Annotated in this window: 10 protein-coding genes; 2 read left to right on the top strand and 8 right to left on the bottom strand. The window is 37.2% G+C overall.

Going from position 1 to position 16210, the window contains the following annotated elements; all coding sequences use genetic code 11:
* Nucleotide 1 precedes the first annotated feature (1 nt).
* Nucleotides 2–1897, top strand: coding sequence for a SusD/RagB family nutrient-binding outer membrane lipoprotein (locus tag VUJ46_RS13155; RefSeq protein WP_326981211.1), 1896 nt, complete (start codon nucleotides 2–4; stop codon nucleotides 1895–1897).
* A 70-nt stretch (nucleotides 1898–1967) separates the two neighbouring features.
* Here the strand turns inward: VUJ46_RS13155 and VUJ46_RS13150 are convergent, their stop codons facing one another.
* Entirely contained in the window at nucleotides 1968–2468 is a 501-nt protein-coding gene (locus VUJ46_RS13150) for a hypothetical protein (protein ID WP_326981210.1), read from the bottom strand.
* 114 nt (nucleotides 2469–2582) lie between these two features.
* Here VUJ46_RS13150 and VUJ46_RS13145 point away from each other — a divergent pair, with 114 nt between their 5' ends.
* Entirely contained in the window at nucleotides 2583–3923 is a 1341-nt protein-coding gene (locus VUJ46_RS13145) for an IS5 family transposase (RefSeq protein WP_326981209.1), read from the top strand.
* A 39-nt stretch (nucleotides 3924–3962) separates the two neighbouring features.
* Here the strand turns inward: VUJ46_RS13145 and VUJ46_RS13140 are convergent, their stop codons facing one another.
* From VUJ46_RS13140 to VUJ46_RS13110, 7 genes are all read right to left on the bottom strand, one after another.
* Complete coding sequence (locus VUJ46_RS13140) at nucleotides 3963–4460, bottom strand: hypothetical protein (RefSeq protein ID WP_326981208.1); 498 nt, start codon at nucleotides 4458–4460, stop codon at nucleotides 3963–3965.
* Between the two features lie 35 nt (nucleotides 4461–4495).
* The gene (locus VUJ46_RS13135) at nucleotides 4496–7240 is read right to left on the bottom strand and encodes a COG1470 family protein (RefSeq protein WP_326981207.1); all 2745 of its coding nucleotides are present in this window, start codon (nucleotides 7238–7240) and stop codon (nucleotides 4496–4498) included.
* Complete coding sequence (locus VUJ46_RS13130) at nucleotides 7233–7982, bottom strand: WxL protein host-binding domain-containing protein (RefSeq protein ID WP_326981206.1); 750 nt, start codon at nucleotides 7980–7982, stop codon at nucleotides 7233–7235. Before VUJ46_RS13130 ends, VUJ46_RS13135 begins: the two co-directional genes overlap by 8 nt.
* Nucleotides 7983–8133: 151 nt before the next feature.
* Nucleotides 8134–8712 (bottom strand): hypothetical protein, encoded by a 579-nt coding sequence (locus VUJ46_RS13125; RefSeq protein WP_326981205.1) that lies wholly within the window; start codon nucleotides 8710–8712, stop codon nucleotides 8134–8136.
* A 238-nt stretch (nucleotides 8713–8950) separates the two neighbouring features.
* On the bottom strand, nucleotides 8951–11296 hold the full coding sequence (locus tag VUJ46_RS13120; protein WP_326981204.1) for a phosphocholine-specific phospholipase C: 2346 nt from the start codon (nucleotides 11294–11296) through the stop codon (nucleotides 8951–8953).
* Between the two features lie 83 nt (nucleotides 11297–11379).
* The gene (locus VUJ46_RS13115; RefSeq protein ID WP_326981203.1) at nucleotides 11380–12855 is read right to left on the bottom strand and encodes a SusD/RagB family nutrient-binding outer membrane lipoprotein; all 1476 of its coding nucleotides are present in this window, start codon (nucleotides 12853–12855) and stop codon (nucleotides 11380–11382) included.
* A 20-nt stretch (nucleotides 12856–12875) separates the two neighbouring features.
* Complete coding sequence (locus VUJ46_RS13110) at nucleotides 12876–16031, bottom strand: SusC/RagA family TonB-linked outer membrane protein (protein ID WP_326981202.1); 3156 nt, start codon at nucleotides 16029–16031, stop codon at nucleotides 12876–12878.
* Nucleotides 16032–16210: the final 179 nt, after the last annotated feature.

Genomic DNA, 16210 nt, shown 5'->3' with positions numbered 1-16210 from the left:
AATGAAAAAATATATTTTATCTGTTCTTACGCTTACAATGTTTTCTGTATCCTGTAGTGATTTTGAAGAAGTGAATAAAAATCCTTATGCTGTAGATATTAATAAATCTGAACCCGAATATTTTTTAAATAACTCTATTCTTGGAGCCCAGCAAGATCCTAATATTGCAGAACGTGTTTTTGTTTTATATTGGAAAACGGCATCGAGACAACATTTATCGACAGGCATTGCCGGAGGTTCCTATGATGATTCCTGGACTTCAGAATATTGGAAATATGTTTCCGAATGGTTGAATAATGCGAATGCAGCCATTCAGATTGCTAATGAAAAAACAGCTTTGGGACAGGGAAAGCCATACTATGATAATGTAATTCAAATGTCCAGGATCTGGAGAGCTTATTTAATGAGCGAATTCTCTGATAATTTTGGTCCGCAGCCTATTCAGGCTTTTCAGGGGACGAATCCTACTTTTAATTCTGAAAAAGAAGTGTATTATTTTATTTTAGATGAATTAAAAGATGCGACGGCTAAAATGGACACCAGCCAGGGCTCCCCTTCAAATGCTAATGCTTATGATATGGTATACGGTTTTAACTGGTCTAAATGGGTGAAGTATGCCAATTCTCTTCGTATGAGAATGGCGATGAGAATTGCCGAAGTAGATCCCGCCAAAGCAAAAGCAGAATTTGAGGATGCTGCTAATTCAGATATGTTTATAGCAACCAGCGCAGATAATTTTACAGTAGCTGAAAATACCGGCTGGAATGCCCTCTCAGGAGTAATGTCCAGAGAGTGGAATTCTCAGATTTTATCTGCAACTCTTAATAATATGTATATTGGGTTGGGCGGAATTAATTCTACAGATCAGCTCCCTTCGTCTCAGGCTTCATCGGTAAAAGCCGAAAATTATTTAGGGATAAAATACGATCAGCAGTTTACAACAATGACAAATGATCCTAGCGCCGGATATTGGTTAGATGGGCTTCCAAATAAAATAGATCCAAGAGCATATAAAACCTTTTATATTCCTGGGGATCTTACCAGTCCGGTTTATTCGTTATATCCCACGTATACTAATCAGGCAACAACCAATCAGGGTGACCTTACTTTTGCGGATAATTCTAAGGTTACCGTTAATACAGTAAATACTTGGAATGCTTACACAGTAGGAAATTGGGGAACTAAAGGTCAACGAAATGGATTGAGAAATGTGGTAGGGTGTATGCCTGCTTTAGGAAAACAATATAGAGAAAGTACCAATTCAAGAATATTTTTTGCCAGCTGGGAATCTTATTTCCTTATTGCGGAAGCTGCTTTAAAAGGTTGGAATGTTCCTATGAGTGATGTAGCTGCTTATAATAAGGGAATCCAAGATAGCTTTAATTATAATGGTGTTTCTCAATTTTATGGTCAATATATAAACTCGACGGATTATAACAGAGACGGAACTTCTGTTTCTTACAGCCATACTGCTGAGCCGGGAGCAACTCATACCATGCAGTATAAAGATCCGACAACGAATAATTTGGTTTCTGTAGCCATTAATTATCCGGTTAATACAATTTATAAAAATGGAGCATTTAAAAATGATAAGCTCACGAAGATTATTACCCAGAAATATTTAGCAAATACACCTTGGCTCCCATTAGAATCCTGGAATGACCACAGAAGATTAGGTTTGCCGTTCTTCGAAAATCCGGCAGTAGAAACTCCCTTGGTGAATTTGCCAAATCTTAGTCCCGGAAATTATATGACAAATTCAATTAAAAATTTTCCACAGAGATTAAGATATCCAAGTACGTTTAGAAATACAGACCAGACAGGATACTCTAAAGCCGTACAGCTTTTGGGAGGTGAAGATGCCGTTTTAACACCATTGTGGTGGGCACAGCATTAAGAACATAATAGTGAAACTATGCACTTTTTAATTCCTTTTCATTTTTTTTGGAAAGGAATTTTTATTTTCATTAGGGACCGACAGTAAATACCACTCGGCTGCTGTAGGCTGCTGCAGGTACGGTTACAGATACACCACTTAACTGTAGCTGAATATTAATTCCTGTATAAGCCCCCAAAGCCAAAACGGCTTGTATTCTGAATAATTCAATAGCCGTTTGGGTAATGGTTTGGTAAGCAGTTCCCCCGGTAATCGTACACAGTACACAGGTAGTAGTACCGTTATTTGTTCTTCTTCCGGATAAGATAAGTGCACTATTCCACGTAGGATTTGCTTCGTAGTGTACAGATACTTTGCCACTTCCTAATAGTAATGGTACACTCACAGCCAATATGACCTGGTTGGTTGCACTTTCGTACGTTCCCGCGTAATTATTTCCCGCTTCCGTAATAGATGGCACAGCTACTGCCCAGTTGCTGCCTCCCACCGTCATGGTCTGCGACTGATAATAAGGGCTGCTGAAAAATATCGTTAGGAAAGTGAATACTAATGTACGGTAATAAATAGTCATTCCTTAAAAACCAAGTAATATTTTGATTATCAGTTTTTATGCACTTATATTTCGTAAAAAATCGTTGTAAAAAATTGCAATAAATTGTATTTTTAGGATATAAAAAGTGGCAAAATGTTAGGCAAAATAAGAGAGGATTTACAGCAGAATTTATTCAAGACCAGGCTTACGGAGCTTATTAATATGGAGCATCCGGTGGTAAAATTAGCTGGGGAGATTTCCTGGGATAAAATGGAGTCAGAGTTTGAGAAATTATTTTCAGAAAACGGAAGACCTTCTATTGCTATCCGTAAAATAGCAGGAATGCTTTTGCTCAAGGAAATGTTTAAAGAAAGTGATGAAAGTGTAATAGAGAGATGGATTGAGAATGCGTATTGGCAATATTTTACCGGAGAAACCTTTTTCCAGACAGAGCAGCCTTTCGATCCGAGCAATTTTGTACACTTCAGAAAAAGAATTGGAGATAAGGGTTTGGAATTTCTTTTGGGACAAAGCGTTTCTCTCCATCCCAAAGCCAAAACAGAAGATGAAGTTCAGGTAGATACGACGGTTCAGGAGAAGAACATTACCTTTCCTACCGATGCCAAATTAGCAAAAAAAGTAATCGACAATTGTAGAAAAATAGCAGAAAAAGAGAGCGTTGTACAAAGACAAAGCTACAGAAGAGTGAGCAAACAATTATTGCGGGACGCTTTTTTTGGACATCATCCCAGAAGACAGAAGAAGGCAAAAATGGCGAGGAAAAAGCTCAGGACGATTGGTAAAAGAGTTCTTCGGGAATTGGAAAGAAAACTTCCTAAAGATGTTTTGAAAGGCTACGAAGACGTTTTTAAAATTTACCTTAAAGCACTCACCCAAGAACGTACCACGAAAGATAAAATTTACAGTCTTCACGAGCCACAAGTTGCGTGTATTGCGAAAGGAAAATCGGGAAAAGCATACGAGTTTGGGACAAAAGTAGCAGTAGTAAGAGGTCGGAAAACAGGGATCATCAGCTCGGTAAAGAGATTTTCTGGCAATCCTCACGATAGTAAAACTCTTGAAGAATCATTGGCACAGAGTGAGAGGGTAAGAAAATCCGTTGGCGGAACAAGACCTACGAAAGCCACTACAGACAGAGGATTTAAAGGAATCAAAGAAGTGGAAGGAACAGCAATTTTGCTTCCCGCAAAAAAAGAAAAAACAAAATATGGGCAACAAGTAGCCAGATTAAGATTCCGGGCAAGAGCAGCCATAGAACCTTGTATCTCTCATTTAAAAAGAAACCACTCCTTAGGATTAAACTTCCTGAAAGGAGTGGCTGGAGATATTAATAATGCATTATTAGCAGGGATTGGATACAATTTGAAGATGAGATTGAATCAAATCAAACAACAAATTCTTCTTTGGCTCGAACTTGTTCTCCGAATCTTTTTAGGCAAATATAATTTTCAAAGTCAAAAAACAGCTTTTTAAGGAGCGACTAAATAGGGGTTGGATTCATTTGCTCATTTTTTATTCGGTGATGGTATAGGTAATCACAATAGGGGTATTCGTCCGGGCATTCAGATTCGTATAATTATTAACCACAAGGCTGATCGTTAATTGATGTCCATTGCCATTTCCATTTCCGGTAAATGCTCCGCCAATTCCTGTGATAATATTAACTGCCGTGGTGGTTAAGGTAACCTGAGCGGTGGGTACTCCTAAAGTTCCGCCCCCGCTTCCTGAAGCTGCTGCTGCCTGTAATCTGATATTGACTCCCGGAATAACCTGATTCACAGAGGCAGTCACTCTTCTGGTAAGGCCTCCTGATGCAATGGCTGAAGTATAGTTTATCCATTTTGTTGTGTTGGCTGTCGGGGCAATCAATGGCTGGCCTGCTTCACTGGGGGCAGTAAAATTCATCGCTATTGTTCCTGTAGGCTCAATGTCCAGCAAAGTAACAATGGGCAAGGTGATACTTACCGTTCTATTTCCTGTGGTTTGTGAATAGGTAAAATGAAATATCATACAGGAAATTATCAATACTAAATATTTAATTATTCTCATTTTCTTGCCTTTATTTCATTATATCCTACTTTTATGCTTTCCTTTTGGTATTTTATTTCGTTTTGCTGTTTGGTGATGTGGATGACTATCGTATGTTTTTCTGAAGGTTTTAAATTCAATTCAAAATTTTCAACAGAGATCTTATAGCGTTTATCAAGACCGTTTCGGTAAAGTTTTACTTTCCAGTTTCCCGGTCTTAAATACGTAAAATCAAAAGTATCTCCAATGGAAACCATTTTTCTATAGGTCTGATCCCCGTTGGTTGCCTCGATAATAATGCTTTCTTTTTTCTTTTTATCCCGATTGGACGGAAATTTCGCAAAACTGTACTGATTTTCGTTTTCACTCAGCTGAACGGTTCCTTCAATACCGGAAGCGGTGGTTAATCCGAAATTGAAAATATTTTCTTTATCTGAAAGATGTAAAGAAGCGGGTAATGAGACATTGGTAATATCATTAATATGAGTGGTGGAACGGTCTATTTCCAGATAATAATCTCCGGGAATGATATTTTTAAATAGATAGTTTCCGTTGTAATCCGTAACAGAAAGATAACTTCCCAGCATGAGCCTTATACCTTCCGTTTTTTTGACGCCTAAATTTTGAATGTTACCCGACAGCGTTGTATATTCTGCTATTTTCTGAACAGGTACACGCATTCTCAAGGTATATCGAAGGGAAAAAATAAAATCTTTATTTCCTAGTTCGCCGCGCTGAAGTGAGTATCTTCCCGAAAGATCCAGTTCATGTCCCTGAAAAATCTGCTGATGAAAAAGCAATTCAAAGAGATTTCGATCTTTAAAATATTCCTCAGGCATATAATTATTCTGATAAAAAAGGCTAAAATTCGTTTTATCCGAAAGTCGGCTGATGATTCTCGCTCCGTAATAGATCTGCCTTTGGTTTTCTAATTGATAGCGTGAGGTAATGGCATAACTCGTAAAAACTGTAAAGGAAGTTTTAAAATATTCAAAAGCTAGATTGGCTGTATAGAAACTCGTATTTCCCGTAAATCCTGTAAGGTAATTCTCCGTTTTTCCAAATTGTCCTTCAAGATTTACATTAAAAATCCCGATTTTCTGATCCAGACTTACTTTAAAAAAACGTTCGTAATAATCAAATTGCTTAGGTTCCAAACGATCCTGATATTTCTGATATCCATTATACAACATAATGGAGCCGCTCGACAAATATTTATATTGCAAACCATATTGCAGGAAATTTCTGTAAGGTGCGGCTAGAAATAAAGTGTCACGTTGAAAGTTTCGTGCATCCCGCATATAATTGGCAAAAACATTCAATCGGTTCGAAATTTTGTATTGAATATTTCCGTTGAGAGTACTTGTGTTAGTAAAGTAACCTGCAAATTGCGGACTTGCCCTCATATACATAATATTTCCGTTTAATCGGTCAAAAGTAGCCTGCCCTTGAATCATATAGGCATTTCCTTCCAATTCCTGAGTTTTGCTGTAAGCTGCTTCTCCTGAAACCGTTATGTTTTTTGTGAGGGTAAATTTTCCTGCAGCATAAGGAAGATGGGCCTCAGAATCCAGACGAATGGTTCCGTAATTACGTTCTCCGGCTCTCGGAATTTTATGGAGATAACCTGCCGTGATCTCAGATTCTTTACGAATTTTAAAAGTGGAATACACATTAAATTCATCTTTAATATCTCGGAAAAACCTCGGATGATTGTAAAAACCTCCCAAACGTATTTTTTTGAAATCATATCTGATTTCTGCGCCACGACCATATCTTGCAAACTCCGTTAAATAAGATGCTGAGTAATTTTTGTCTCCCAAATGAATAAAAAAGTTTTCTCTTTTATAATTGATAAAATACTCTTCATATTGTGTAAACGAGTTGAATTCTACAGGGTTTTCTGTGATGGCGTGAAACTCGATATTATTTTTATTTTCTTTATCTAAACTTCCTTTACCATAAATTTCTCCTTGAAAACCATCTTCATACCTCCCCATATTCTGCATTCCGATAAAAGATAGAGAAGCCGCAACGGAAAGCCTGTGATAAATGTCTTCTTCTACAGGTTTTATAGAAATGATTTTTGTACTTACATATACCGATTGGTTTTCCGCAGGATTTTCTCGGGAATACACCGAAAGATTCAGATTTTGATATTCATTTTGTCTCAAATCTGCATTGGTTGGTTTATGAATGCTGATCAACTTTGTTTCACCTGGCTGTAATATAAGGTCGGGTATATGATCTACAATGGCATTTTTACTTTCAAGTATAAGATTTTCCACAACATTGCCACCATTTTTTACAACGAATGAGGCCCGTATGGTTTCCCCTGCTCGGATAAATTCAGGAGAATCAAGGGCGGTAACTGAAAGTTTTCGACTTCCGGAAATAATAATATTTTCCTTTTTGGTAAAGCGGTTACCATTCGCTTGATCGGTTCCATAGATGATCACAGAATACATTCCTTGTGGTGCTTCTGCCGAAATTCTCAGCGGAACAATATAAGATTTGCTTTCCCCGGCAGAAATACTGAATTCACTTTTAGATAAAATCGGAATAATATTAGGACTGGAAGTGGCGACCTCAATCGTAAATTTTTTGTTTTCTAAACTTGAATTTTCTAAAATAAACGAAATAGAGGTAGACGTTCCCGGCAGCAGACTATCTTTTTTAGTAACAATTTCTCTCGATTGTTGTTGGGAAAAAGTAAGTACAGGGAATAATAAGGAAATATATAAAGTCCAAAATTTAATCATTCTTAATTTCTAGTTCCACATTTAGCGCAAAGGCATTTTCATTTTCATCAGTGGCAATAATCACCGCATTGTATTGGTCCGGAGGTACCTTACTGATGTCGATAGCAAAAGACTTTGAGGTGTTTGGCAGCAAACCCATTTCCAGACTGGTAAATGTTCCGATTTTGTTTCCGTTTTTTCGGGTATAAATTTCTAAGGTTGCGGAAGGTTTACAATATAAATTCCCATTGTTGGCAATGGCTATTTTAGCAAGTTTATAACCTTCTTCTCTTTCAATTTTTACACTTTCAAATTGAAGGTCAGGCTTTGCTTTTTCAGTATCAAAATCGGTGATAACCTGAATTGCATATCGTATGATCGAGGTAATATTTACTCCTTGTTTATTATCATTAGGCTTAATATCTTCCACAGGTTCTACCATAATGACACTCCAGTAACTTCCAGGATCTGAAATGGTATTGGGAATGGTGATTTCATAATAAACCTCCGTTTTTTCTTTACCTTTAAGCGTCACTAAATTGGTGTTGAATTTTATCCAGTCAATATTAGTTCGATCATTGGTGTGTGGCGTAGAATAATAAATTGTTCCGTCTGATTTATAACTAAAATCCTGAAGAAATATTTTTACATTTTGGGGCTGGCTGCTTGTATTTTCTAAGGCTATTTTTCCTTTGTAAACCTTTCCGTTTTCTACTTTATAAGTGTGGGAAAGCCCATTGAGAACCACAATACCTGCCTTCAAAAAACTAATTTGAAGGATGAAAGTGAGAAATAGGAGTATGCGCTTTATCATAATATATGTAAAGTTTGGAGTTAAAACGATAACAATACAAGATCAAGAAGAAACGGATCTCAATTTCTTCTTGCCTGTACTTTAGATGGAATAGGAACAGTTAGTTGTCTGATATCGTGTACGTAACCGTTGCTACTGTAGTGGCAGTTGCCTGCAGATCAGCATATACCGCGACACCACCAGGCCCACTTCCAGGCGCTAATGCATAGGTTAGGTTATGCCCGTTATTGGCTCCATTTCCTGTGTAAGCACTTCCGATTCCTGAAATGATGGTTTGGTCTGCTGCGCTCAAAGTTAGCTGAGCAGCCGGAGTTCCCAATGTTCCGCCTCCAGATCCGGTAGCTGCCGCTGCTGTTAGATGGATATCAACACCAGGTATAATGGCATTGAGCTTTACAGATACATTACGTGTGGGGTCGGCAACAGATTTAATCGATGAATAATTGAGCCAAAGCGTGGTGTTCGATGCATTGGCAACAAGAGGTTGTCCCGCTTCCGTGGGGGCAGTAAAACCTAACGTAATGTTTTTGGTTGCAGCAGGTTCGATGTCAACCAAGGCCACTTCCGGAATAGAAATCGTGATTGTGTGATTGTCAGTGTTCGTGTCTTGTGCATATAAAGTAGCAGAAAAAGCCGTAGCAACGAAAGACATAGCTAATGTGAATTTTAATTTTTTCATGTTATTGTTATTTGGTTAGTTAAAGTGAAGTTAATAAAATTCAAGCTAATATGAAATAATTTTAATTATATTTTTTTTGCTACTCATTATATTTCAGTGGGTTAATCGTTTGTGTGGCTCTTTTGACGGCACAGAAGAGGAAGGTGACAGCTTAAAATAAGCCTTTGTTTCATTAAAAAAGCCTTATACTATTTTGTATAAGACTTTAATTTATTTTTGATGAAATTAATCTGAATAATTAGGCCCAATGCGGATCAGAAACGGTCGGTTTTCCAGATTCTATTCTGCCGGAAAAATGCCAGATATTTTGGCCTGCATTAATTTTTACATCATACCAGCCTTTCATTTTATCAAGATTAAACGTGATTTTTTCTTCTGCTTTCATTAATGAAATTTTCTTCTGCGTTTTAAGATAAAAATCTTCAATCGTTAATGTAATATTATTTTTACCGATCTTTTTAAATGTCAGTTCTACTTCATTTTTAGAAGGATTATTTTTTAACGAAATTTCTAGTTCAGGTTTGTTTTCTCCTTTAAAGCTTCTGTGGAAACCATTGGGACCGAAAACTTCATAGTCATATTTCCCTGAATTTACAGCGTGTGACAATTCTTTTTTTGAATATAAAGCATAAGAGAAATGATATTTACCTGAATCAAATTGTGTTCTATCATACATCAACAAAGGAACACCAACCTCAGCTAAATTGCTCATTTTAATTGTACCGTCTTCAAGATTCACCTCATAATTATAAGGAAGAGAATTGGATGGTTTTAAACCTCTTTCCTGAATTTCCAGTAAATTATCGTGCAATTCATTTTCTGAATACCATTTCAAATTAGGAACCGGTTTATTTTTCGCAGAATTGATGGTTTTAGCATAATCTTTTTGATTTAAATAATCCATTTGCGGAATTTTTACGCTTGATGAATTAAATGCTGATGTCAAATCTCCGCAAATTGCTCTTCTCCAATCGCTGATATTATTGATCTTTACGTCTTTCTTGTATTTTTTCTGAATAAATTTTTCCAAAAACTGCAATACCGAAGTATGATCGGAAACTTCAGAATTTACAAAACCTCCTTTCGTCCAAGGCGAAGCAATAATCATCGGAACACGATAACCTAAACCAACCGTTCCCTCGATTTTTTCGTAATCTCTCAAATTTTCCTTCGACATATATTCCTGGCTTTTGTCAACATATTCTACGCCTTCTTTTCCGTTCAGATCAACTGGCTGACTTGGGTTCATTGGCGGTGCAAAAGGCAAAACATGATCGAAGTAGCCATCATTTTCATCATAATTAATAATGAAGATCGTCTTTTTCCAGGTTTCAGGATCTTTGGTTAAAATATTCAAAACTTCAGAAATATACCATGCGCCATACCACGGCGAACCGGGATGATCTGAGAAATGTTCGGGAGCCACCAACCAGGAAACCAAAGGCAACTTTTTATCCTCAACATCTTTTCTGAACTGATGCAAAACATCACCTTTCGGAACAACCAGCCTTTCGCCATGTTCGTCTTTTCCGATTTCAATTTGATGATAATCAGGATCGTTGATATTGGTGGTAAATGCTTTTTCGTGCAGATTCTTTTCTTTTTGAGAAAGTTTAGCAAAATTTTCAGGTTTATATTGTTCCAAATCACTGTTGAGTTCAGCAATTATTCCTTCCAATCGCTCTTTTTCCTTAGGGTTTTTCTCGATTTCTTTTTTTAACTGAGAAATGATATTCGGAATATTCTCATGATATCCTTTCGAGAATTTTACATTGAATTTTGAAAACCATTCGATCGGATTATCCGTGAAATTACTCAACCACGATTCCTGTTCACCAGACATTCCTTTTGGAAGACTGATTTCATTCTGATAAATTTTCCACGAAACATTTTGATCTTCTAAAATCTCGGGAAATGCTTTCCATTTAGCCTGTTTTGCTTTATCGTAATCTATATTTTCATTATAAACATTAGCTTTCACTTTACCGTTTTGCTGTTCACGAAGCGATCCCGACCAAAGGAAAAGTCGATTGGGTGTGGTTCCCGTTAACGATGAACAGAAATACTGATCGAAAATCGTAAATGCATCTGCCAACTGATAATAAAAAGGAAGATCTTCGCGGTTATAATAACCTAACGTTAGCGGAATATTTTTATACTCTTTATTTCCTGAAGCTTTCGACTGAAGCCACTTATCAAACTTACCTTTGTTCAACGCATGCTGCTGATTGTCCCAGGAATGCGGCAGCGAGCTCATCCACGTAGATTTTGTATTTCTTAAATCTAAACGCGCCGGAGCTGCATATTTTCCATCATCATTTTTTTGAAAGAAAACAGAATGACCATCCTGTTTGGTAAAAGCTTTTTTGTCTAAAAAACCTCTTACGCCCTTCAACGACCCAAAAGCGTGATCGAAAGAACGGTTTTCCTGCATCAATATCACCACATGTTCGGCATCATAAAAGGTAGACTGAGCGTCGGGCTCTATTGTTAATGCTTTTAAAATAGAAGGGTGCAACATGGTAGAAGTTCCCAATCCCGCTAAAAGCAAACTCGATTTTTCTAAAAATTCTCTTCTTTTCATATCCAATCGTAATAATAAAGAAACCGCAAGGTAAAATAAATTGACCTGCGATTTCTTTTGAAAGTATTAAAATTAAAAAGTTTTTACTGTAACCACCAAGGTTTTGAATTGATATTATCATTTCCTCCATACTGAGAGGCTACGGCCGCCTGAAGGTTGGCGCTGTTATAATTGTATTCCGATTGTGGATATCTGAATCTGAATGGCGCTGAAACTCCGTTTTGTAAAGGATAATTAGGATATCCCGTTCTCAGATAATCCTGATAGGAAGTCCATTGTCCCTGATGAAACATTGTCATATATTTTTGCGTCATGATTTTTTCCAACTGATTTGGCAAAGAAGCAGATGTATTATACACAACCAGTGGAGTTGCTAAATATTGATTCACATCAAAGCCTGCAAAATACTGATTAGGATTTTTGACATAGGTTTGATAGAAAGTGAAGCTTGCTTTAATGGCATTGTCATAATGCGTTTTTGCAGAACTTGAAATCCAGCCTCTTGCAGCAGCTTCTGCCATAATAAATTCTAATTCAGAATAGCTTAAAATATTCGATGGTTCATTGGTGGCGTCTTTATAGAAACGGTCATTTACTTTAGAAATATTTTTAGCGGTAATCAATGCGGCATTATCTGAGTACGAAGACGTAGGATTTCCTCCGTTGTAAGCCGTAAAATCAGTAAGCGGTTTTCCCGCTTCTTTGGCTCCCGTAGTTTGCGCAGCAAAAGTGAACAAACGAGGATCTTGCCTGTCTTTGAATAGATTAATAAAATAATCTGCCATATATAAACTCGAACCGTAACCACTGTTGTTGAACATCGTATACCTGCTGTCCGCAGCATCGGCAAATTTCAGTTCTCCATTATCGGTAACAGAGGCCATCAATGGCTGATTTCCTGCAATATTCGCAAATTCTGTCGCAATATTGTAAGTTCCGACTGTCGATTTTTTAGAAAGTGATAGTAAGATCTTCAAACGGTAAGAGTTGATCAGCTTTTTCCACTTTGTCGCATCGCCATTGTATACAATATCGCCTTCAATTTTATCAGTGGTGTTAATAAGATCATTGGCTTCTTTTAATTCAGATAAAATTCCTGCCATTACCGTTTCCTGACTGTCATATTTTGGCTGAGTGATTCCGGATTCTCCTTTTACCGCTTCCGTGTAAGGAATGCTTCCCAGTTTTAAACTTAAATTATAAAAATAATAGGCTCTGTAAAACTTACCGATGGCCTGATAGTTTTTATTATTGATTTTTGCGGCTTCTTCCATCATTTTCACGGTGTTCAGAAGCCCGCCGGCATATATTCCGAATGAAGTGTCATTCCATTTCATGTATTGGTAAACATTTTCACCGTCTGTTCCGATCAGCATTCGCGAAGCATACATATTATCTCCATTCACCGGAAAAACCTCTTTTGAAACATAGGTTAAAAGAAATTTAGGATCAATACTCGCCTGATCGTTTGGATTTTCATTGATGGTGTCCAGGCTGCTTTCACAAGAAGTTAATGCCAATAATCCGACAACAAATAATGATTTTATACTATTTTTCATGTTGATTAAATGCTTTTTAATTAAAATTTAAGATTAAACCCGATTCCGAACCATCTGCTGGAAGGATCCTGAATATCGTTTCCTGATCCGTCTTCAACATTTCCAATTTTGAAATCCGGATCTGAGTAAAGGTTTTTAGATTTTTTCCACATGACAAGATTGTATCCTGAAATATTGGCGGTAAATCCTTTGATCATCCCTTTTGGATTCAGCAAAGAAGAGAAATCATATTCCAGAACCACAGATCTTAACTTGATAAAAGTTCTGTCGAAAACATTGGCAAACATTTCATTTTCATCTTCTGTTACCCTAGCCTGATAAGGATAATTCTGTGCCCACGTCTGGAAGCTGATGGCTTTGGTGTGCTGCGTATAAGCTCCTGTTGTTGCGTTATAATTTACACCGTCTGGTACGAAATAATAGGTTCCCGGATTAGCATATTCCAGATCTCTGTATTGTGTAGAGTTTGGATGTTTTCCTCCCCACCACATTTTCTCAACGACCTGAGACCTCATCACTCCGCCGATACTTCCGTCGATCCCGATGTTTAGTGATAATTCTTTATACTTGAAGGTGTTGTTGAAACCAAAGGTCCAGTCCGGCGCAAAATGTCCTAAGTTGGTGGGCGTGGTTGCTCTTGTCGGCATTCCCGTGTCGGCATTTAGAATTACTTTTCCGTCCGGAGATTTTTGCCAAGTGGTATCGTAATAGCTATCCATTCTTTCGCCCAATTTAATATTGTTATAATTCGGCATGCCTGCGTAGATGGATGTCAGTTTCTGCTCGTAAGTACTCCAGTTGATTAATGATCTCCACGTGAAATTAGCCGTTTTCACAGGAACCAAGCCCAGGGAAACTTCAAAACCTTTGGTTGTATATTCGTTTCCGTTTACATATTGAGAAGTGAAACCTGAAGATTCAGCACTTGGGAATTCAAGGATGTTGTTGTAATCTAATGTTCTGAAATAAGTAGCATCCAACGTCACTCTGTTGTTGAATAAACCTGCACTTAACCCCAATTCATAAGATTTTGTCTGTTCGGGTTTTAATGAATTTTCAACATTTAAAATTTTCGGATACAGGAAAGTTGGGTTTCCGTTGTAAGCAACTCCGTTGTTGTTCTGATAATAATTTCTGATGGAATAAGGCTGGAAATCATACGCCACTCTCGCCCATGAAGCAGAAAGCTTTAATAAATTGATAGATTCCGGCATTTTAACCAAATTAGAAATCACTGCACTTACCGAAGCAGAAGGGTAGAAGTAAGACCTGTTGGCTTTCGGAAGGGTAGAAGACCAGTCGTTACGCCCTGAAACGTTAATGAAGAAAGCATTAAACAAATCAATATCAATCGTAGAATAGGCACTGTAAATAAGCTTTTCTTTTAAATAAGTATATTTTTTTAAAGCACCGATGGAGTTATCAAAATTATAAACCTCCGGAATTATTAAACCGTCTGTGGAAGCTTTATTGAGATTGTTTTTATAATAAAAACCAGAACCTCCCGCGTTGATCGTAAATCCGAAATCCTCTGAAATTTTCTTTTTGTAAGTCGCTAAAACATCATAGTTGAGGTTCCAGGTTTTAGTATCATTCAAAATATATCCGCCGCTTCTCGGTGCATCATAATTGAAATAAGAATACGGACTGAAAATCTCCTGTTTATTATGATTTTCAACAATCGACATTTTACCTTTTATCGAAAAATCTTGCGTTGCTTTATATTCTAAACCGGTTTGCGCATTGATGATATTGGTTCTGTTTTTATTTTTATAATATTCAGATCCAAACCAAGGGTTGTTGTACCATGCGTAGTTCCAGTTGGCCTGCGTTCTGCCTTCCTGACCAGGAACCCAAAGGTGATTTCTGAGATCTCTTCCGTTTACATCGCCACCCATCCAGATCAGAATGGTGTACATGTGCCCACTCGGATTGTAATCGTAGTTTGGAATATTGGGCGTAAAGGTTTGATTAAAATTAAATTTAGTGTTGAAAATTAATTTATCGGTAATATGATTTTCTGATGAAAAATTTACTCCGTAGCGCTGAAGATACGCTTCCGGAATTCTGTCATCATAATTCATAAAATTCCCAGACAGTCGGTACACATCTTTATTGTTTCTGTAGCTGATGGAGAAATTATTATTGTTGATAACCGCGGGTTTCATGAAGGTTTTTAAGTTATCATGATATTCCCAGTCGATCGGTACTCTTTCGTATCTCGATTTATCGTTGTACATACTTCCGGCAACCGTTCCGTACCAGGGGATCACTTCTCCGGTTTGTCTGTCTCTGATCGGGCTGTTCCACTGTGCAATTTTAGTTCCGGGAACAAATTTCGGTCCCCAAATCATATCACCATCGTTTACACCACCATCGGCACCGTCCCAGAATTCATATTTTCCGTGCGAACCGTTTCCGTATTCTGTTTGCGTTTTCGGAAGATTGGTAAAGCCACCTGTGATCATCGTGTTCTGAGAGAATTCTACAGAGAAACCTTTCTTTTTAGCACTTTTTGTCGTAATTAAAACAGCACCATATCTTCCTCTCGATCCGTAAAGGGCAGAAGCGGTTGCTCCTTTCAATACGTTGATATTATCGATATTATTGGGATCTAAATTCTGGAAAACTTCTTTTTCTACAATCACCCCATCGATCACGAAAACTAAGTTTGAGTTTCCTCTCAAAGTAAATTCAGGAGCCTGCTGCATTCCTGTTGGGTTAGAAACGTTCAAACCGGCAACCTGCCCGGAGAATAAGTTCCCAATACTTGGTGTCGTAATAGTTTCAAATTGTTTGGTTCCTACTTCCTGAGTAGAATACCCAATCTTTTCTTTCTTTTTGGTAATTCCCAATGCGGTAATTACTACGCCTTCAATTTGTTTCTCAGATACTTTCTTTAGAACAACAGAATAGTTTTTTCTGTTTGAAACTTCTACAGTATACATCGAAAATTCGGGTGAATAAAATTCAAGAATATCTTTCGGATTGGCAGAAATGGTGAAATTACCATTGGCATCCGTAGTAGCCGTTTTTCCGGTGTTTTTATCGGTGATGCTAACACCAGAAACACTGGAGCCGTTTTCGGATTTTACATTTCCGGAAATGTTAATTTCTTGGGCAGTAAGATAAAGGGGGAGTAAAAAAACTGCAAAAGTAGCTAAAGTCTTCTTCATTTTTTTTGAAGGCAAATTTAGACCTGCATTATTACCTGGGTTTTAAGGTTTTATTAACATAAAAATATGATTTTATGATAAGGTAAAGATAAAATTTAATGAAATAATAACCACAAAAATGATGATAAGCTCAGAAATTTTCCGCTTTTTTAAATAATATTATAGATAGTTATAAATCG

The organism is Chryseobacterium sp. MYb264, from assembly GCF_035974275.1.
Classification (GTDB): Bacteria; Bacteroidota; Bacteroidia; order Flavobacteriales; family Weeksellaceae; genus Chryseobacterium.
Note: the sequence above shows the minus strand (reverse complement) of the source record. Positions and strands in the feature narration are given on the sequence as shown.

Excerpts from the sequence above, each read along its gene's own strand:
- VUJ46_RS13145 (WP_326981209.1), top strand. The coding sequence starts at position 2,583 with ATGTTAGGCAAAATAAGAGAGGATTTACAGCAGAATTTATTCAAGACC.
- VUJ46_RS13155 (WP_326981211.1), top strand. The coding sequence starts at position 2 with ATGAAAAAATATATTTTATCTGTTCTTACGCTTACAATGTTTTCTGTA.
- VUJ46_RS13135 (WP_326981207.1), bottom strand. The coding sequence starts at position 7,240 with ATGATTAAATTTTGGACTTTATATATTTCCTTATTATTCCCTGTACTT.
- VUJ46_RS13120 (WP_326981204.1), bottom strand. The coding sequence starts at position 11,296 with ATGAAAAGAAGAGAATTTTTAGAAAAATCGAGTTTGCTTTTAGCGGGA.
- VUJ46_RS13125 (WP_326981205.1), bottom strand. The coding sequence starts at position 8,712 with ATGAAAAAATTAAAATTCACATTAGCTATGTCTTTCGTTGCTACGGCT.
- VUJ46_RS13150 (WP_326981210.1), bottom strand. The coding sequence starts at position 2,468 with ATGACTATTTATTACCGTACATTAGTATTCACTTTCCTAACGATATTT.
- VUJ46_RS13140 (WP_326981208.1), bottom strand. The coding sequence starts at position 4,460 with ATGATATTTCATTTTACCTATTCACAAACCACAGGAAATAGAACGGTA.
- VUJ46_RS13115 (WP_326981203.1), bottom strand. The coding sequence starts at position 12,855 with ATGAAAAATAGTATAAAATCATTATTTGTTGTCGGATTATTGGCATTA.
- VUJ46_RS13110 (WP_326981202.1), bottom strand. The coding sequence starts at position 16,031 with ATGAAGAAGACTTTAGCTACTTTTGCAGTTTTTTTACTCCCCCTTTAT.